An 18391-nucleotide genomic window follows, 5' to 3' on the forward strand; every position below is an offset into this window, starting at 1 on the left:
GTTTCTTACAAAAAATATATTATCATAAAAAAACATTATGCGTCAATAGTTTTTTCAACATTTTCCACAAATTTTTTCAGCGATTTGTGTGAAATACTGTGTGCCAAGAAATAAGGCGGATTCATCTAGCATAAATTTGGCATGATGAAGTGGGTATGCTGTACCTAATTTTTCATGATGGACACCTAGCAATTGAATCGAACCTGGCACGACTTCACAATACGCTGCAAAATCTTCTGCAACGAAAAGAGGTTCTTCTATACATACTACGTTCTCTTTCCCGACAATTTTCGCTGCTACTTGTTTTCCAATTTCTGTCGCCTCTTTATCATTTATGACTGCAGCACATCCGAGTTGCCATTGTACAGATGCCGTTGCACCATGTAACGCAGCAATACAATGCGCCGTTTTTTCAACGATTTGCCGACTAGCTACTCGAACCTTTTCATCGTGAGAACGAATCGTTCCACCTATCAAAGCGACATCCTCAATAATATTAGGTACTTTTCCGCATTGAAACATCGTCACACTTAAAACAGGCATAGTCGTTGCCTTTATTTTGCGTGCAATCGATGCTTGTAAAGCTTGCACAATAGCGGTACCAATGAAAAGCGGGTCGATTGTTTTGTGTGGCTCTGCAGCATGTCCTCCTTTTCCGTAAACATGAATAAAAAAGTCATCTCCAGCCGCATTCATTTTCCCACTACGCATCGCAAATGTTCCCGTCTCATAGCTCGGATGAACGTGTAAGGCAAAAACAAAATCAACATGATTCATCACACCTTTTGAAACTAAATCAACCGCTCCACCAGGTGCTACTTCTTCTCCATGTTGAAAAATAAAACGAATTTCCCCTTCAAATTGCGTCCCTCTTTCACTTAATATTTTTGCTGCACCGAGTAACATCGCGGTATGCGCATCATGACCGCATGAATGCATCATACCTGGCACTTTTGATTTAAAAGGTACTGTCGTTTCTTCTTGAATCGGTAATGCATCCAGATCTGCTCGCAACGCCACGCATTTCCCTTTTTTCACACCTTTTAAAGTTGCAACAATACTCGTGTCGGTCAAACGTTGTAATTGTAAGTGTGGCATTGTGCTTAATTGTTTTTCTACAAAAGCAACGGTCTCGTATTCTTCATAAGATCGTTCAGGATTTTCGTGAATATGTCGTCTCCATTGAATGATTTGTTCTGCAATACGTTCCATGAAAAAACCTCCTTTTTTGTACGAAAAAAGCCGCGTTCATCACGCGGCTTTATGAAAAACTTATGCTTCAGATGCTGTGAATGTACGGCTTGCTAATTCATTATCTAACATTAAAATAGCATTTGAATCGCCGTTAATACGTTCTAATTTAGCAATTAGGTTGTCAAAAGTAGCTTCTTCTTCTACTTGTTCATCGATGAACCATTTTAAAAATGCCATCGTCGCATGTTCACGTTCATCTAAAGCGATATCAGATAAGTTGTAAATGCGTTTTGTCACTTCTTTTTCATGACCTAATGCTGTTTTAAATGTATCTAACAATGAAGCAAAATCATTTTTCACTTCAGGGAATGGTTGGATCGTCGCACGGAAGCCCATATCGCTTAAGAAATTATAAAATTTCATTGCGTGGAAACGTTCTTCTTCTGCTTGAATAAGATAAAAATTAGCAAATCCATCGTAATTTTCATCTGTGCAATAAGCAGCCATTGCTAAGTATGCGTGAGCTGAATAAAATTCAAAATTTAATTGATCATTTAATGCTTTGTGTAGTTTTTCTGATAACATAATTGATTACCTCCTAAAATTTGAAGCTACGTAAATTATACCCTATTTTCATCATAAAACACATGAAACTACTCCTAATTTTATCATTTTGTTTCTATATTATTTGTTATACTAAAAACACTTATTATTTTATTGGAGGCATATAGATGATTACTTTAGCGATTCATACAGCGAACCAATGGCCCGATAGTATTTGTCATATTAGTTTAGCAAAAATAGATGCCGATTTGACGGTGATTGATTCACTTGACTGCTACATCCAAGCGACTGACTTCGATCCATTTTTTACGTCTATACACGGAATTGAAGCCCAAGACGTTCAACATTCTCTAACGTTTAGTTCATTTGCGCCTATTCTAACACAGTGGATTGCCAATGAAGAGATTGTCGCTTTTTTTGCACCATTTGAAGAACAAACGCTACGTGCAAGTTTTGATAAACATCAGCTCGCATTTCCTCCGTGTACATTCAAAAGTTTACTACCTCGTGCAAAAAAAGAGTGGCCTCAAGTTACACCTACATTAGCCCAACTTGCTATGTTTGCATCAGAACAATTAGCACCGACTGATGCGGAAATGATTGCAACGATTCTTCACGAAAAGAAATGGCACTATGCCGATTTGACTGATTTCTCACGAGATGTCACAAAAACCATTCATTCACTTGCAGGAGAAACAGTTGTATTTACAGGTAGCTTACAACAAATGACGCGTTCGACAGCTGCACGACTCATTCGTCAACAAGGTGCGCTATTTAGCAATACGTTAACGAAGCACACCACGTTACTCGTCGTCAGTTCTTCGAGCGTAGCACGCCATAAACAAAGCGGCGCAGAAAGTACAAAATGGCGTAGAGCTAAGCAACTTCAATTACAAGGGCAACCGATTCAAATTATAACGGAAGAACAGTTTCACACTTTCTTTAAATAATCTTTCATCTTATGAGCCTTATTTTAGTTTATGAGTTTCAAACAGCTGCAATGAAGCCGTATATTGTATCCGCACATAAACGACCTACATCATAAAAAGCGTACAGCATGCCAGAGCCGTACGCTTTTATTATTTCTTTTATCTTTTAACGCTATTATTCATGACGATGCGTAAATAATAACCTGCCATCTTACTAGCTGGCTCACGATTTTCTAAATACAACCACTCTTTTATGAAGCTAACGATCGTTGAAGCAGCGACCTTCGCCAATATTTTTTTCGGAATTTCTTCTTTTAGTTTCATCATTGGATGTGGTAAAAATCCATCAATTAGCCATTTACTAATCATTTGATTCATATTAGTCGAAAATGAAATACCATTTTCATCTAACAATAGTATTTTAAAAACATGGTCATATTCTTCTATGTAAGAAAATAATTGTTCCATATAATACTGTAATTCTTTAGAACGCGAAAGGTCTAATGAAAAAGGGATTTCTGTTCGCAAGACACACTGTTCTAATTCTTGGAATAATCGTTCTTGAATCGTCTCCAGTACTTCATCTTTATCTTTATAGTGTAAATAAAATGTCCCTCGATTAATGCCTGCTGTTTTCGTAATGCTGGAAACAGAAATTTTAGTATATTCTTGATGTATAAGCAATTCTATGAAAGCATTTTGAATAGCCTCTTTAGTTGAAATCATAGTTGCTGCCCTCCTCGGTAGCGTCCTGTTAATAAGTATATCGACCAGTTTATGCATATGTTTAAGTCTTTTTTCATAATGTTTCATAGAATTTTCTTCATAATCCATAAAAATTTATCAATATCTACTATATTATAGATTGTAGTAAATCTACACGTGTCAATAGTACCTATTGTTATTCCAAAATAACTATAAACGACCTACACTTTTTTAATGAAAAGTATAAAAAAGAATGATTTACCGTATAATTTGGCAAATCATTCTTCCCTCTGCATCTTATTAAAACCGTATTATTCGCTTAGTTCTTTCGCATGAAAACCAACTTTTTTCATTAAATCAATTACCGTAACGACTTCTTCTTCTGTAAAACCTTCGAATAATTGTGCTACTTTTGCTTCATGTTGTGGGAAAATTTGTTCCATAAATGCTTCCCCACTCTTCGTAATTTGCGCAAATGTCACACGACGATCCGTCGGACAGGCATTTCGTTGCACGAAGCCTTTTTTCTCTAATTTATCTACAACGTACGTAATACTTCCGCTCGTAATTAAAATTTTATCTCCAATTTTTTGAATCGGTTGTTCGCCTTTATGGAATAATAATTCTAATACGGCGAATTCTGTCATGTTCATATTTCTTTTTTGCATATCTTTACGCAAAACTTCTTCTACAGACTGCGTGGCACGCAACATAACTGTTAACGCCTTCAATGATTGCTTAGACACTTTCATCTCTCCTATATCTTTAAAAAAACTATCTTAAATTAAAGATACATCTTGTTGCACAAAAAATCAACTATTTCCTATTTTACGTAATGTAAAAAGGTCGTCACCATTTTCACATGGTGACGACCTTTATTTTATTCTCATTCGTTATAAGAACATTTTTTATCTTTCTTTTAAATACGTCATCAATTGTTCTACACATTCCTCAATGGAATACTTTTCCGTATCGATGATAATTTCAGGCTGTTCAGGTGCTTCATACGGTGCAGAAACGCCCGTGAAGTTTGGAATTTCTCCGCGTTTCGCTTTTTCATACAACCCTTTCGGATCACGTTTTGCACATGCATCGACAGAAGCTTTCACATACACCTCAATAAATTCGTCCGCTTCTACTAGTTCACGTACCGTTTGACGATCAGCAATATACGGCGAAATAAACGCTGTTAAAACGACTTGTCCGCTATCTACGAAAAGCTTCGCAACTTCTCCGATACGACGAATATTTTCTTTACGACTTTCTTCATCAAAACCTAAATCGTTATTTAGCCCATGGCGAATATTGTCTCCATCTAAAACATACGATGCGATATTTGAATCAAATAACGCACGGTTAAATGCGTTTGCTAATGTTGATTTACCTGATGCCGATAACCCAGTAAACCAAAAAATCGCACTTTTTTGATTCGTCTTTTGTTGACGCTGTTCTTTCGTAACAGATGCCTCATGCCATACGATATTTTCAACCATTATGCTTTCACCTCTACTTGTTGCATTCCTTTAATTAAAATCTCAACAACTTCTTTGCGGCTAAATTCTTTCGGTGGCACTTGACCTGAACGAAGCATTTCTCTCACTTTCGTACCCGATAAAATAATATGGTCTTCTTTTCCGTGTGGACATGTTTTTGTCGTCGCCATACCGCCACATGCGTTGCAATAAAAACTATGTTCAAATTTCAATGGTTGAATGCCTAATTCGTCTGCCGTAAATAAATTGAAAATTTCTTGGGCATCGTATGTGCCGTAATAATCACCTACACCGGCATGATCTCGACCGACAATAAAATGTGTGCATCCGTAATTTTTTCGAACGAGCGCATGGAAAATCGCTTCACGAGGACCTGCATAGCGCATCGCAGCAGGGAAAATACCCAATTGTACACGATTAGCTGGATAATAATTTTTAAGAAGCACTTCGTAACTTTCCATTCTAACGTCCGCCGGAATATCATCGGATTTCGTTTTACCGACTAACGGATTTAAAAAGAGCCCATCAATCGTTTCAAGCGCTGCTTTTTGAATGTATTCATGCGCTCTATGTACAGGGTTTCGTGTTTGGAAACCGACAATCGTTTCCCATCCTTTTTCTTCAAAAGCTTGGCGTGTTTGAGCTGGTGTAAACGTATACGCCTCAAATTCCGCTTCTTGGTGACGGATCAATGTTACGTCACCGCCCACATACGTATTTGGACGATTTAACATTTGTTTCACACCTGGATGTGCTTCATCATCTGTGCGATAAACGTTGACTGCTTCTTTTTGTTTATCTGGCGTATAAATAGAAGAAATCGTAATGACACCGAAAACAATTCCGTCTTTCACAAGTTTTGCTTCGTCACCTACTGTTAAATGTGTCAACTCTGCTTCTACTACTGGCAAAGCAATCGGAATCGACCACACTGTCCCATCTGATAACCGCATATTTTCTACGACATTTATGTAATCTTCTTCATTGAAAAATCCTGTAATCGGGCTATAGCCCCCAATACCAATTAACTCTAAGTCGCTTAATGCGATTTCATCAATCGTAATTTCCTTCGTAATAGTTGTCGTATCATAATTTGGGTTGAAACGATTCACTAAAGAACCGCCATGTGCTGAAATAGTCATTGTATCTCTCCTTAAAATTTTATTTTTAGCCGTGTAAGCCACATTCGGTTTTCCCTTGCCCTTGCCATCTTCCTGCACGCAAATCTTCCTCCGTCCAAGCCGGTTTCGTACATTTCTCACAACCGATACTCGGATAACCTTGGTCGTGCAACACATTATACGGAAGCTCGTACTTCGATACGTAGCGCCATACGTCTTTCCACGTCCAATGAATAAGAGGACAAATTTTGATTGAGTTAAATTTCCCATCACTATTAATGAAATTCGTCTTAGCACGGGCACCACCTTGTTCACGTCGCAAACCAGAAATCCAAGCTGTAGACTGAGACAATACTTCGTTTAAAGAATCTAGCTTGCGAATTTGGCAACATTTATTCGGATTCGTTTCCCATAAGTTTTCACCAAATTGCGATGCCTGTTGTTCTAGCGTTAACTTCGGTTGCTTCATTTCAATTTGTAAATCCGGGTATTTTTCTTTTACTTTTCGAATCGTATCGTACGTTTCTTTAAAATGGACATTCGTATCTAAAAAGACTATTTTCGCATTCGGTTTCACTTTTGAAATCAAATCGAGTACGACAATGCCTTCAATACCGAAACTACATCCGTATACGATATCGTCCCCGTATTGATCGTATGCCCATTGCAACGTATTCAAAGCGCCTTTATACACTTCATCTACTTCAAATTGTGGTAAGTCACTTTGTTGAAAATTTTCAAAGGTTATCATATTCGTTCACCCCTATTTCATAAAAAAAGGCACTATAAACAACGGGCGTAGAACAATCTACAATCGTCATTTACAGTGCCTCCAGTTGTCTGGCCAGCGTATGTTTCGTTCATCTGATGAATTGTTCAAATTATAAACGAAACAATTCCTATAAGTCAACTCGTATTTAAGAAAAAAACATATAATTCATAGTTGACTTATCGGAAATAAACTTTTAAAGTATAGCTAAGTAATGACATACGTGCTGATCAGGCATCTGAAGGCTACGAAAACATCTCCTCTAAAAGGGTTATTTTCGTAGCCTTCTTTTTATTATTCGTACATAAGGAGTGAAACGCTATGAAAAAAAGAACGATTACGGCACTCGCACTGTCAGTCTCTTTACTATTAACAGGTTGCTCAACGAGTGATTCTAAAAGTCATGCTGAAACGATTAATTTATTAAATGTTTCGTATGACCCGACGCGCGAACTGTATGATGATGTGAATCAAGTTTTCTCAAAAAAATGGAAAGAGGAAACCGGACAAACTGTTAAAATCCAACAATCCCACGGCGGTTCTGGTAAACAAGGTCGCGCTGTAATCGATGGGCTTCCTGCAGATGTTGTGACGTTAGCACTCGCTTACGACATCGATGAAGTGGCGAATAATCGAGAATTACTTAATAAAGATTGGGAAAATGAATTCGCTGACCACTCCTCTCCTTACACGTCGACCATTGTTTTTTTAGTGCGTAAAGGCAACCCAAAACAGATTAAAGATTGGGATGACTTAACGAAACAAGGCATATCGGTCATTACGCCGAATCCTAAAACGTCCGGTGGGGCACGTTGGAACTATTTAGCTGCTTGGGGCTATGCTTCAAAAAAATATGCTCGAGACGAAACGAAAATCAAACAATTCATGAAAGACCTTTACGGGAACGTCCAAGTACTTGATTCAGGTGCGCGAGGTTCTACAACGACGTTTACAGAAAGAGGCATCGGGGACGTGTTAATTTCGTGGGAAAATGAAGCCTACTTATCGTTAGATGAATTAGGAAAAGATCAATATGAAATCGTCACACCTTCTATGAGCATTTTAGCTGAACCACCCGTAGCAGTTGTCGATAAAAACGCGAAACATAAAGGCACTGAAAAAGTAGCCAAAGCCTACTTACAATTTTTATATACGAAACAAGGACAGGAAATTGCGGCGAACAACTATTATCGACCACGAGACACTGAACTATTGAAAAAATACGCCAATAAATTTCCGAATATTCCAATGATTACGATTCGAGACTTCGGTAATTGGCAAAAAGCACAAAAACAACATTTTAGTGATGGTGGCACATTCGACCAAATTTATTCAACTAAATAAGAGGTGAGTTTATTGACTTTGACACAACCCGTTCAAAAAAAACAGAAACATAAAAAAATCACCGTACTGCCAGGATTTAAATTAACGATTGGCTATACGATTTTGTATATTAGCATTTTAATCCTTCTCCCACTTTCAACACTCGTTTGGAATACGATGCAATTAAGTTGGAGCGACTTTTGGTCTGTGATTACAGACCCTCGCGTCGTTGCATCTTATAAAGTTACGTTTGGTACGGCACTCATTGCGGCAGTAATAAACGTGATCTTCGGAACGATGATTGCTTGGGTACTCGTCCGTTATCACTTTTTCGGCAAAAAAGTAATTGATGGCTTAGTCGATCTTCCATTCGCCTTGCCAACAGCTGTTGCCGGTATTGCCTTAACAGCTTTATACGCACCGAACGGCTGGATCGGACAATTCCTTCCATTTCAAGTAGCCTTCACACCACTCGGCATTATCGTGGCACTTACATTTATCGGGCTTCCATTTGTCGTTCGTACCGTGCAACCCGTACTTGAAAATATCGGTGCGGAGGCGGAGGAAGCAAGTGCATCACTCGGTGCAAATCGCTTTCAAACATTTACGAAAGTTCTTTTCCCAGAACTCATTCCAGCAATTATTACCGGCTTTACACTCGCCTTCTCACGCGCACTCGGTGAATACGGCTCCGTCGTTTTCATCGCCGGGAATATGCCGATGAAAACGGAAATTACACCGCTCATGATCATGACGAAGTTAGAACAATATGATTACGCAGGAGCAACCGCCATCGCGATTGTCATGCTCGTTGCCTCATTTGTTATTTTATTCGTTATGAATACGATTCAATGGCTCGTTAGCCGAAAATATACTGTTTAAAAGGAGCTGAATACAAATGGTACTCTCTATCGACCAAACAGATGACAAAAAGAAATCCAAAGCGGCTCCGACCGTTTTAAAAGAACCGAAAGCCGTTCGCATAACATTAACGACTATTTCCATCGCTTTTTTATTCATCTTTCTCGTAATGCCACTCGCTGTCATTTTTATTTCAGCACTTCGTAAAGGGTTCGACGTATACGTTACCTCTATTACAGAAGCAGATGCGTGGAGTGCCATTAAACTTACACTGCTCGTCGCTGTCATTGCTGTACCACTCAATACGTTATTCGGTATTTTAGCGGCTTGGTGTATTACGAAATTTAAATTTAAAGGTCGTAATTTACTCATTACACTCATTGATTTACCTTTCGCTGTTTCACCTGTCATTGCCGGACTCGTTTTCATACTCGTATTTGGAGCACAAGGATTGTTCGGGGAATGGTTTTTAATTCATAACTTCCCAATCGTCTTTGCTTTACCAGGTATTTTACTCGCATCACTCTTTGTAACAGTTCCATTCGTCGCACGAGAATTAATTCCGCTCATGCAATCACAAGGAACACAAGAAGAGGAAGCAAGCGTATCACTCGGTGCAAACGGATTCCAAACGTTTTGGCACGTAACATTACCGAATATTAAATGGGGTTTGTTGTACGGCATTATTTTATGTAATGCGCGTGTTATGGGTGAATTTGGGGCAGTTAGTGTCGTTTCAGGACACGTCAGAGGCTTGACGAACACGATGCCACTTCATATCGAAGTTCTTTATAACGAGTATCAATTTACAGCTGCATTTGCTGTCGCTTCACTCATGTCTTTATTAGCTATTTTAACGATCATCATTAAAAATATTATCGAATGGAAAACATCCCATCATTAAGGAGGCGCTCCTATGAGCATTACTATTCAGCACGTAAAAAAACAATTCGGTGACTTTAAAGCCGTTGACGACGTTTCAATCGACATCGAATCGGGTGAACTCATCGCCCTACTAGGTCCTTCTGGCTCTGGAAAAACATCTTTACTCCGCATCATTGCTGGCCTCGAACAACTAGACGAAGGCGCTATTTTATTCGATGGTGAAAACATTACAGAAATTCATGCGAAAGAGCGAAATATCGGTTTCGTCTTCCAACACTATGCCCTGTTCCGTCATATGACGGTATTTGATAACGTCGCATACGGCTTAAAAGTACGTCCACGTAAAACACGTCCATCTAAAAAGGAAATTAAAGAAAAGGTGACGAAACTTTTATCTCTCGTTAAATTAGAACATTTCGGCGATCGGTATCCGAGCCAACTTTCTGGTGGACAAAGACAGCGTGTCGCACTCGCTCGTGCCCTTGCTGTCGAACCGAAAGTGTTGCTGCTAGATGAACCATTTGGAGCGCTTGACGCAAAAGTACGAAAAGATTTAAGACGTTGGCTTCGTAAAATGCACAATGAATTTCATGTTACGAGTATTTTCGTTACACATGACCAAGAAGAAGCATTGGACGTTGCCGATCGTATCGTCGTCATGAATAAAGGGCGCATTGAGCAAGTCGGACCTCCAGAAGAAGTGTACGATCATCCAAATAGTCCATTCGTATATGATTTTTTAGGCAATGTGAATTTATTTAAAGGCCGTATGCAAAATGGACAATTAATCAATGGGAATTATACAGTGACTGTGCCAGAAGCGACAGCTACTTCTGAAGCGGAAGCAATTGGTTACGTACGCCCACACGATTTACATATCGAACGTCAAAAATCAATGGAAGATGCTGTAAGTGCAACGATTATTTACGTACATGCAATCGGACCTATCGTTCAAATCGAATTGCATCGTGATGATATTGATGAATATTTAGAAGCTGAATTATCGAAGGAACAATTCAAACAATTACAATTAAAGCGCGGTGAAAGCGTCTTTATTCGTCCACGCCAACTCAAAGTATTCATTCCAGAAGATTTTTCAATTTAATAGAGCTTCTACTAAGCCTGGGATACAATGTCTCATCACGTAAATAAAAATGACGCTGCAATCTACAGCGTCATTTTTATTATCCATTTTTTTCGTGAATTGCGAAAAAAATAAGTTGGAGCCGCGCCTGCGAAAAGCGTCGCCCAAATCAAAGAACTATATAAGTACACATATGAAAAAGGCAGGCATAATTTCTCCGAATCATGCCTGCCTTTTTATAAAGCTTCATCCTTTATACGTATTTATTTTGCCACAACATACGCTTCTAGCTGTTCAACTAATGCCTCCGTTTGAAGCGTCGCTGCACATTTTTCTCTCGCATAACGAATCGCCATTCGATGATCTTCTTCTGAAAAATCTGCGACAGCATCCGTTACGTAAAATGGTTGTATATCGTTCATAAAGGCATCTGCTGCAGTGAGTAAGCAACCGATATGTGCATAAATACCGCAAATAATTAATTGATCCCGGTTCCATACATCTTTCATTAATTCTTCTAAATTGCTTTTCTTAAATGCACTGTAGCGCCATTTTGTCATGACCGTATCTCGTTGCGTCGGTGCAAGTGCATCTGTAATCGCTGTAATTTCATCATCTTCACGTAATCCATCTCCCCAAAAATCGGTCAATAAAGCTCGGTCTTTCGGCAATTGATTTCCTGGCTGTGCCGTATAAACGACAGGAATGTTTAATTCAGCTGCCAATTTTTTAATTCGTTGAATGTTCGTAATGAGCTCTGGAATAGGTGCTTGCTTTTGGTCATAATAATTTAAGAAATAATTTTGCATATCATGAATTAAAAGAACGCTTCTTGTAGGCGCTGCTTCCCACGTAATTTTTTCATTTTTCGTTGAAATATGTGGCATTGGGTACGATTGAATTTTTGGTATTGTCATAGTTAAAACGCTCCTTTTTTTAATACATCTTCTTGTAATGCATTTAACATCGTTTGAAATTTAGCTCCCGTTTCACACGCTTCTTCTTCTGGTATAGAAGATGCAACAATGCCCGCACCCGCATATAATGTTAAGCCTGTCGCATGTACTTTACCGCATCGAATCGTCACGACCCATTCCCCGTCACCTGATGCATCCATATAACCAACAACTCCTGTGAAATAACCTCTTTCAAACGGTTCGATTGCTGTGATTGCTTCAAAAGCGGCTTCACGTGGTTGCCCACAAACAGCCGGTGTTGGATGGAGCGCATTCGCTAACTCAAGAGACGTCACAGATGCATTGATTAATTCTCCTGTCACGACCGTAGACAAATGAATCATCGAATCTGTATATAAAATGCTCGGTTCAGCTGGCACGTGTAAATGTTTAGTGAACGGCGCTAACGTTTTTCTAACCATATCGACGACAATTTTATGCTCGTGTAAGTCTTTTGCTGCATGTTGTAAATCTGCGACACTTTCCGCATCTTTCACTGCATCGTACGTGCGCTTTCTCGATCCTGCAATCGGATTTGCGATGACACGATTGCCGATTTTTTTCACGAGAAGTTCTGGACTTGCACCGAGTAATATTTCATCATTTTCGAGTGGAATCGCATACGTATACCCTTTTGGATTATGCGTTGCTAAGTAATGTAAAATCGCATGATGTGGTACGTTAGACGCTTTAATTTCCAATGTGCGTGCTAAAACAATTTTCTTTAAATCTTGCTTTTGAATCGTCGTAACTGCGCCTGCTACCATTCGTTCAAATTGTTTTTTGTCGGATAAGATGCGATGTCTTCTACGTGTAAATCCACTTTCGGATAAGGGATTTGATTACTCGCATCACTTTGTACGACCGCATAATCATGTAAGACGTGAATCGCTGCCGCCTTGGATTCATCAAATGGAATCGCGCCAACAATCATTGCATCCGTTTGAGCATCTAATTGTTCTACTAAACGTTTATTTAATTGCATCATCCCTTGAACACCTGTAACATCTACCATCGTTTGGTTTTCACTGACGATTGTTTTCGTCGGTGTTTGAAAAAACACATCGTTTTTCGTTAAGTGATCGTATACATTTTTCATCGCTTGCATCGTAACCATTTTCTTCTCCTCCTATACGCCTAAAGTTGCGCCACCGTCTACGACAATATTTTCCATCGTAATATGATTCGCTAAATCTGAAAGTAAAAATGAAATAACATTTGCGATATCAATCGGATTCGCAATTTTACCTAAAGGAATCCCTACTTTGTAACGCTCTAAATTTCCATGAATCACATTTTTTTCTCCTCGTTCATCTTGCCACATTGACGTTTGCATCGACGTTCTCGTCGAACCAGGAGAAACGATATTACAACGAATGTTGTAAGGTGCTAATTCTAAGCCGAGTGATTGACAATAACGAATCGTTGCTGCTTTAGATGCCCCATACGCCCCAATGTCTAAACGAGGTGTCGATGCCGCATTTGAGCCGACGATGACCATCGCCCCTTTTGCGCGTTTTTTCATATGACGTGCAACGTGTTTCGTTACGTGGAATACACCTTTCACATTAATATCAAATAAGCGATCCCACTCTTCATCTGAACAGTCACATACGTCTCCAACGACGAGTACACCCGCTACGTGAATCAATGCCGTAATGGCACCAATTTTTTCTTCAATTTCATCAATTGTGTGCTGTACGACTTGTCCATCACGAATGTCTACACAATACGTCGTAACACCTTCTAACTTACGTAATGCTTCTTCGTCATAATCCAACACGACAATTGCCGTATAGTTTGCTTTTAATTGTTGAATGGTGGCAAATCCAATTCCGTTTGCTCCACCTACTACTACTGCCACTTCTTTATGCATGATGTATGTCCTCCTGTTGTTTTGGCATATACATATACGTCATCGCTGCAATGCATGCAGGAATCGCGAATAAAATATAATTCCAATAATTTGAAACGTCTGCAGCTAATAGCCAACCGCCTATTAAAGGTCCAACGATTGCCCCAAGTCGACCAACCGACAAAGCTGCGCCGAGTGCCGTACCACGACATGGTGCATCGTAATAACTAGCATTGCACGCATTGTTTAAATTTTGTGCACCAATAGATGCCGCTCCACCGATTGCGACGAGCACATATAATGTCATAAGTGAAAAATGAAAAGCTAATAAGATGAAACAAATTGCGCCTAGCGTATACAATGTAATGAGCACGAGACGGCTCCCGATACGATCCGCAAGCATTCCTCCGAAAATCGAACCGAGAATAGCTCCGATATTTAAGGCACAAATAAAACTAATGCTCGATGTAATACCGTGTCCTTCTGTACGCATTAACTGTGGCAACCACGTACTTAAACCGTATACGAGCAACAACCCCATAAAACAAATAACCCAAAAAGATAACGTAATGCGACGACGTTCTTTCGTAAATAGCGCTTTAATCGGTTGCTGTTGTTCTTTAGAAACTTCTCGCCATTCGAGCATGTCGTCTTCCACAACGTCTTGATTCAACTTTCGTACAATTCCCTTCATTTTTTCTGGCTCATGTTGTGCTAAATACGGAAGGGATTCTGGTAATCTTCTCACGAGAATTGGAAGTAAAATCAGTGGCAATGCACCGATAATAAACAATGATTGCCAACCGTAATATGGCATTAAAAAGATACCTAAAAGTGCTACAGCAATGCCCCCTAATGAATAACCACTAAACATAATACCGACGAAACGATTCCGCCACTTTTTCGGTGCATATTCTGTCGTAAGCGCAACGACAAGCGGCGGGATTCCACCTAATCCAATCCCTGCAACGAAACGACAAACCGCAAAAAATGTAATCGTTGTGGCAAAAGCATTGCATAATGTAAATAGGCTAAACAAGAGCACACAATAAACGAGGATTTTTTTTCGACCGAAGCGATCCGCTAAAACACCTGCTAAAAAGGCACCAATGAGACTACCAATCAACGTTAAGCTAGCAACAGCTCCTAATGTCGGAATCGCGATTCCCCATTGTTCGTGCAAAATCGGAATCACAATACCTAAAATAGATAAATCGAACCCGTCAAACATAATTAAAAACATCGACCACGCTAAAATGGTCACATGCATACGCGATAGGCGACTATTCGCGACAACTCCCTCTACTGAATTCACTTGCATGAAGTACACTTCCTTTAAAATCAATACATTGCGCACCGTTTATATGACGCGCACAAACCGCAATCATCCATTGCTCACACACGATTTTTGTCATCGTTAGTGGCAATTTCTTTTCTTTCCAAAACACATCATTTTCTTTGACGTCCATGACGTGCAAATCATAATTCAAACCGACGCCTAACCATTTACCGTACGCTTCCTTCCCTGTCCAAACGGATGAAAAGGATTCCGTTTGCTTTTCCACTCTCACCGCTTCATTCGGGTGGAATAAAGAAACAATCGATGCTTGCGTTTGGAGTTGAAGCGGTTCACAATCAATGCCCACTTCTTCGTTTGAGAGTGCGACAACGACCATTCCATCACTATGCGCAACTGAAAAATAAACGTGTCGATCTGCGACATATGGTTTGCCGTACGACGTATACGTAATCTCTTGAAACCCGATGAAATACTCAAGCATCCAACTTGCTAACAAAGAAGTATGTGTATCTTCTTTTTTAGAAAATGACGGGCTTTTTCCACACGCCATGCAGGTAATGTCTGGCACATCTGTGAAAATTCATATTCGCTCCACTCTTGAATATGACTCTTATAAATGATTGTTTTCTCATTCATTTGGAACGTACGGACGTAAATCCGTCCAATTCGTTTCAATATAGTCGTTGCATGCGTCTTTTGAAGAAGGACCAAATTGAGAAGTCCAACCGCCAGGAATGGGCACATACGATGGCCATAATGAAAATTGTTGCTGTTCGTTGCGTAAAACGATAAATGTTGCATCTGTTTGTTCAAATGGATTATACAAAGTTTTTCAGTCCTTTATTTTTAAAATAATGAGCGACTTGTAGCCCGATTTCTTTAATTGGTTCTGGTTGACACATATCTTTATGACGACACGCAATGGATTCAATCGTAATTTCTTTACAGTACGCTTGCCAAATGTGTGGATCGACTTTTTCAAACCACTCTGGAATAATCGTCGATGCATAAAATAAGATCGATGCACTGCAAGGTCTCGGTACGTGCGTACGTAATAAAGTGATAGAATTCATGTACGTCGTCAACAATCGTTGAAGTGTATCCTCTGATAAACTTGCTAACGCACTTCCTTCTTTTTTAAGCACAGCCATCACATTCGGTAATGTCGCTTCGCCTTCTACGAGCGAAACGTCTAATCCGCCTAGCGCGAGTAATGCTTCCACTGCCTCTTCTTCTAGCGTTTGATTGCCCAATTTATGATGAACAGGGAAGGCATCTAAAATGATTAAATGTACTTCTTCCCCTACTTCTTCTAATTGCACAGCCATCTCTTGTACGACATTACCACCTAGAGACCAACCGAGTAATTCATATGGACCGAATGGTTGCACTTTACGAATTTCCGTCACGTACTGCGTGGCCATTTCACCTAGCGTTTTCGGAAGTACAGCTTGTTCTGCAATGCCTACTGCTTGTAAACCGTAAAGCGCCATTTGCTGTGGTAAATGCTGCATTAATCCGGCATAACACCAACTTAAACCACCTGCGGGATGCACACAAAATAACGTGTCAGCATGTTTCGTTTCTCGTAATGGTAACAACGTTTGAAGCGAACTCGTTTCGTCTAAATCTTTCATACTTTCACAAAGCGTATGAACAGTCGGCGCTTCAAATAAATGACCAATCGCCAACTCTAAATCGAATGTTTGCTTAATTTGTGTTATCAATTGTACTGCGAGTAATGAATGACCACCTACTTCGAAAAAGGAATCGTGAATGCCGATGCTTTCATTATTTAAAATCGTTCGGAACAGTTGCAACATAACTTCTTCTGTCGGATTCGTCGGATGATCATGTGTCGTATTGTAAACAGGTTCAGGTAAAGCCGCTTTATTTAATTTACCGTTTGCTGTCAGAGGCATGACATCTATCTGAATGAGTGCATTCGGCATCATATAATTCGGTAACGTCTTCGCAAGTTGTTGCATCGTCATCGTTTGATCTAAATCATCCGCAATAACGTACGCTAAAATACGAACATCGTCTTCACTATATTTTTTCGTTATGACCGCTACTTCACGTATGCGATCGACACGTAACAATGCGCGTTCGATTTCTTCTAATTCAATGCGGAACCCGCGGATTTTCACTTGATGGTCAATGCGTCCGATATACGCTAAATTGCCATCAGACGTCCATTTTGCTAAGTCCCCAGTACGGTACATACGGCTTCCATCTTCTTTAAATGGATTCGCAATAAATCGTTCTGCTGTCAAAGCCATTCTGCCTAAATACCCTTGCGCAAGACCATCTCCTGCAACGTACATTTCACCTGTAACACCTGCTGGAACCGGTTGAAGTGAGGAATCCAATACGTATATTTCTAAATCAGGAATCGCTTCACCAATCAAGCTCGCTTCGTGTTCTGTAATAAACGCTTCACTTAAACGTTGATACGATACGTGTACTGTTGTTTCTGTAATACCATACATATTAATTAATTCTGTTTTCTCTCCATTTTTGGCATACCATTTTTTAAGGCGTTCAAAGCTTAATGCTTCTCCACCAAAAATGATGCAGCGAAGATTCGTTTGTTTCATCGCTTCTTGGTCGGCTTCTATAAACTGATAAAAAGCAGAAGGCGTTTGATTTAAAATGGTGACCCCTTCTTCTAAAACAAGTGCGTGGAATGCTTGTGGTGTCCGACTCACTTCAAATGGTACAATCAACAACTGCGCTCCCGTCAATAAAGCACCCCAAATTTCCCAAATAGAAAAATCAAAAGCGTATGAATGGAAGAACGTCCAACAATCCGTTTCATCAAAATGGAACCAATGGTCGGTGGCACGTAAAAGACGATGAACGTTATTGTGTGGAATGACGACACCTTTTGGCTTACCTGTCGAACCAGAAGTAAAAATAATATAGGCCGCATCTTCTGGAAGTAGTGCTACGTGTAAATTCGTCGTTGGCCATTCATGCCAGACAATGTTTGAAACGAGTACTTCTTTCTCCTTACCACGTGGTTGATCTACTAATGTCCAACGTGGTTGAGCCGTTTCTAAAATGTATTGAACACGCTCGTCTGGATATTGTGGATCAATTGGAACGTACGTTGCACCTACTTTTAATACGGCTAGAATAGACACAATCATGTCCATATGACGGTCCATAATCAATGCTACTTTGTCCCGTTCTTGCACACCATTTGCTCGTAAATAATGCGCTAGTTGATTTGCTCGCTCATTTAACGCGCGATAGGTCATCGTTTCTTCCCCATCTTTCACTGCCATTCTCGTCGCATGTTTCATCGCCATTCGTTCAAAACGCGTCACGATTGTTTCGCGTGAAA

The 18391-nt window shown here is 39.7% G+C and carries 20 protein-coding genes and 1 pseudogene; 5 read left to right on the top strand and 16 right to left on the bottom strand.

The window, feature by feature from the left end; genetic code table 11:
- Positions 1-54 precede the first annotated feature (54 nt).
- Positions 55-1212: a M20 metallopeptidase family protein gene (locus KSHG_RS01395; RefSeq protein ID WP_010300726.1), complete on the bottom strand. Its 1158-nt coding sequence runs from the start codon at positions 1210-1212 to the stop codon at positions 55-57.
- A gap of 60 nt (positions 1213-1272) precedes the next feature.
- Complete coding sequence (locus KSHG_RS01400; RefSeq protein ID WP_010300729.1) at positions 1273-1779, bottom strand: ferritin; 507 nt, start codon at positions 1777-1779, stop codon at positions 1273-1275.
- 146 nt (positions 1780-1925) lie between these two features.
- On the opposite strand from KSHG_RS01400, the gene KSHG_RS01405 reads away from it, so the two are divergent.
- Entirely contained in the window at positions 1926-2708 is a 783-nt protein-coding gene (locus KSHG_RS01405; RefSeq protein WP_010300731.1) for a BRCT domain-containing protein, read from the top strand.
- 138 nt (positions 2709-2846) lie between these two features.
- Here the strand turns inward: KSHG_RS01405 and KSHG_RS17315 are convergent, their stop codons facing one another.
- The 5 genes from KSHG_RS17315 to KSHG_RS01430 form a co-directional block, all read right to left on the bottom strand.
- The gene (locus KSHG_RS17315) at positions 2847-3413 is read right to left on the bottom strand and encodes a TetR/AcrR family transcriptional regulator (protein WP_010300734.1); all 567 of its coding nucleotides are present in this window, start codon (positions 3411-3413) and stop codon (positions 2847-2849) included.
- Between the two features lie 290 nt (positions 3414-3703).
- Positions 3704-4144, bottom strand: coding sequence for a MarR family winged helix-turn-helix transcriptional regulator (locus KSHG_RS01415; protein WP_026022470.1), 441 nt, complete (start codon positions 4142-4144; stop codon positions 3704-3706).
- A gap of 156 nt (positions 4145-4300) precedes the next feature.
- Positions 4301-4885: an adenylyl-sulfate kinase gene (gene cysC, locus KSHG_RS01420; RefSeq protein WP_010300740.1), complete on the bottom strand. Its 585-nt coding sequence runs from the start codon at positions 4883-4885 to the stop codon at positions 4301-4303.
- Complete coding sequence (sat, locus tag KSHG_RS01425; protein ID WP_010300744.1) at positions 4885-6027, bottom strand: sulfate adenylyltransferase; 1143 nt, start codon at positions 6025-6027, stop codon at positions 4885-4887. Before sat ends, cysC begins: the two co-directional genes overlap by 1 nt.
- Positions 6028-6052: 25 nt before the next feature.
- A complete protein-coding gene (locus KSHG_RS01430; RefSeq protein ID WP_010300747.1) occupies positions 6053-6757 on the bottom strand; it encodes a phosphoadenylyl-sulfate reductase in 705 nt (234 codons plus the stop codon).
- A gap of 339 nt (positions 6758-7096) precedes the next feature.
- Between KSHG_RS01430 and KSHG_RS01435 the strand changes: the two genes are divergently transcribed.
- The 4 genes from KSHG_RS01435 to KSHG_RS01450 are packed head-to-tail and all read left to right on the top strand — an operon-like array spanning position 7097 to position 10949.
- Positions 7097-8119, top strand: a complete 1023-nt coding sequence (locus KSHG_RS01435) for a sulfate ABC transporter substrate-binding protein (RefSeq protein ID WP_010300752.1) — start codon at positions 7097-7099, stop codon at positions 8117-8119.
- Between the two features lie 12 nt (positions 8120-8131).
- Positions 8132-8980 carry a sulfate ABC transporter permease subunit CysT gene (gene cysT, locus KSHG_RS01440; RefSeq protein ID WP_010300755.1) on the top strand — a complete coding sequence of 283 codons (849 nt, stop codon included), beginning with the start codon at positions 8132-8134 and terminating at the stop codon, positions 8978-8980.
- A gap of 16 nt (positions 8981-8996) precedes the next feature.
- Positions 8997-9863 carry a sulfate ABC transporter permease subunit CysW gene (gene cysW / locus KSHG_RS01445; protein WP_010300758.1) on the top strand — a complete coding sequence of 289 codons (867 nt, stop codon included), beginning with the start codon at positions 8997-8999 and terminating at the stop codon, positions 9861-9863.
- Between the two features lie 12 nt (positions 9864-9875).
- On the top strand, positions 9876-10949 hold the full coding sequence (locus KSHG_RS01450; RefSeq protein ID WP_010300760.1) for a sulfate/molybdate ABC transporter ATP-binding protein: 1074 nt from the start codon (positions 9876-9878) through the stop codon (positions 10947-10949).
- Positions 10950-11191: 242 nt separating this feature from the next.
- Here KSHG_RS01450 and KSHG_RS01455 read toward each other — a convergent pair whose 3' ends face one another.
- The 9 genes and pseudogenes from KSHG_RS01455 to KSHG_RS19320 form a co-directional block, all read right to left on the bottom strand.
- Positions 11192-11845, bottom strand: a complete 654-nt coding sequence (locus KSHG_RS01455; RefSeq protein WP_010300763.1) for an isochorismatase family protein — start codon at positions 11843-11845, stop codon at positions 11192-11194.
- 2 nt (positions 11846-11847) lie between these two features.
- The gene (locus KSHG_RS15845) at positions 11848-12651 is read right to left on the bottom strand and encodes an isochorismate synthase (RefSeq protein WP_010300767.1); all 804 of its coding nucleotides are present in this window, start codon (positions 12649-12651) and stop codon (positions 11848-11850) included.
- Positions 12645-13001, bottom strand: a complete 357-nt coding sequence (locus KSHG_RS17870; protein WP_010300770.1) for a hypothetical protein — start codon at positions 12999-13001, stop codon at positions 12645-12647. The genes KSHG_RS15845 and KSHG_RS17870 overlap by 7 nt, the downstream gene beginning before the upstream one ends.
- Before the next feature lie 12 nt (positions 13002-13013).
- On the bottom strand, positions 13014-13760 hold the full coding sequence (locus KSHG_RS01465) for a 2,3-dihydro-2,3-dihydroxybenzoate dehydrogenase (protein WP_010300772.1): 747 nt from the start codon (positions 13758-13760) through the stop codon (positions 13014-13016).
- A complete protein-coding gene (locus tag KSHG_RS01470) occupies positions 13753-15060 on the bottom strand; it encodes an MFS transporter (protein ID WP_010300775.1) in 1308 nt (435 codons plus the stop codon). Before KSHG_RS01470 ends, KSHG_RS01465 begins: the two co-directional genes overlap by 8 nt.
- A complete protein-coding gene (locus tag KSHG_RS01475; protein WP_010300780.1) occupies positions 15023-15589 on the bottom strand; it encodes a 4'-phosphopantetheinyl transferase family protein in 567 nt (188 codons plus the stop codon). Before KSHG_RS01475 ends, KSHG_RS01470 begins: the two co-directional genes overlap by 38 nt.
- Positions 15590-15667: 78 nt before the next feature.
- Positions 15668-15865, bottom strand: a complete 198-nt coding sequence (locus KSHG_RS01480) for an MbtH family protein (protein WP_010300783.1) — start codon at positions 15863-15865, stop codon at positions 15668-15670.
- Entirely contained in the window at positions 15858-16961 is a 1104-nt protein-coding gene (locus KSHG_RS18650) for a thioesterase domain-containing protein (protein ID WP_438821526.1), read from the bottom strand. The genes KSHG_RS01480 and KSHG_RS18650 overlap by 8 nt, the downstream gene beginning before the upstream one ends.
- Positions 16950-18356, bottom strand: a pseudogene (locus KSHG_RS19320) (amino acid adenylation domain-containing protein); the annotation flags it as partial. The pseudogene KSHG_RS19320 and the gene KSHG_RS18650, both read right to left, overlap by 12 nt.
- Between the last annotated feature and the right edge of the window lie 35 nt (positions 18357-18391).

The organism is Kurthia senegalensis, from assembly GCF_000285595.1.
Classification (GTDB): domain Bacteria; phylum Bacillota; class Bacilli; order Bacillales_A; family Planococcaceae; genus Kurthia; species Kurthia senegalensis.

Coding starts and splice junctions, on each gene's coding strand:
- KSHG_RS01395 (WP_010300726.1), bottom strand. CDS start 1,212: ATGGAACGTATTGCAGAACAAATCATTCAATGGAGACGACATATTCAC.
- KSHG_RS01400 (WP_010300729.1), bottom strand. CDS start 1,779: ATGTTATCAGAAAAACTACACAAAGCATTAAATGATCAATTAAATTTT.
- KSHG_RS01405 (WP_010300731.1), top strand. CDS start 1,926: ATGATTACTTTAGCGATTCATACAGCGAACCAATGGCCCGATAGTATT.
- KSHG_RS17315 (WP_010300734.1), bottom strand. CDS start 3,413: ATGATTTCAACTAAAGAGGCTATTCAAAATGCTTTCATAGAATTGCTT.
- KSHG_RS01415 (WP_026022470.1), bottom strand. CDS start 4,144: ATGAAAGTGTCTAAGCAATCATTGAAGGCGTTAACAGTTATGTTGCGT.
- cysC (WP_010300740.1), bottom strand. CDS start 4,885: ATGGTTGAAAATATCGTATGGCATGAGGCATCTGTTACGAAAGAACAG.
- sat (WP_010300744.1), bottom strand. CDS start 6,027: ATGACTATTTCAGCACATGGCGGTTCTTTAGTGAATCGTTTCAACCCA.
- KSHG_RS01430 (WP_010300747.1), bottom strand. CDS start 6,757: ATGATAACCTTTGAAAATTTTCAACAAAGTGACTTACCACAATTTGAA.
- KSHG_RS01435 (WP_010300752.1), top strand. CDS start 7,097: ATGAAAAAAAGAACGATTACGGCACTCGCACTGTCAGTCTCTTTACTA.
- cysW (WP_010300758.1), top strand. CDS start 8,997: ATGGTACTCTCTATCGACCAAACAGATGACAAAAAGAAATCCAAAGCG.
- KSHG_RS01450 (WP_010300760.1), top strand. CDS start 9,876: ATGAGCATTACTATTCAGCACGTAAAAAAACAATTCGGTGACTTTAAA.
- KSHG_RS01455 (WP_010300763.1), bottom strand. CDS start 11,845: ATGACAATACCAAAAATTCAATCGTACCCAATGCCACATATTTCAACG.
- KSHG_RS15845 (WP_010300767.1), bottom strand. CDS start 12,651: ATGGTAGCAGGCGCAGTTACGACGATTCAAAAGCAAGATTTAAAGAAA.
- KSHG_RS17870 (WP_010300770.1), bottom strand. CDS start 13,001: ATGGTTACGATGCAAGCGATGAAAAATGTATACGATCACTTAACGAAA.
- KSHG_RS01465 (WP_010300772.1), bottom strand. CDS start 13,760: ATGCATAAAGAAGTGGCAGTAGTAGTAGGTGGAGCAAACGGAATTGGA.
- KSHG_RS01470 (WP_010300775.1), bottom strand. CDS start 15,060: ATGCAAGTGAATTCAGTAGAGGGAGTTGTCGCGAATAGTCGCCTATCG.
- KSHG_RS01475 (WP_010300780.1), bottom strand. CDS start 15,589: ATGGCGTGTGGAAAAAGCCCGTCATTTTCTAAAAAAGAAGATACACAT.
- KSHG_RS18650 (WP_438821526.1), bottom strand. CDS start 16,961: ATGCCTCTGACAGCAAACGGTAAATTAAATAAAGCGGCTTTACCTGAA.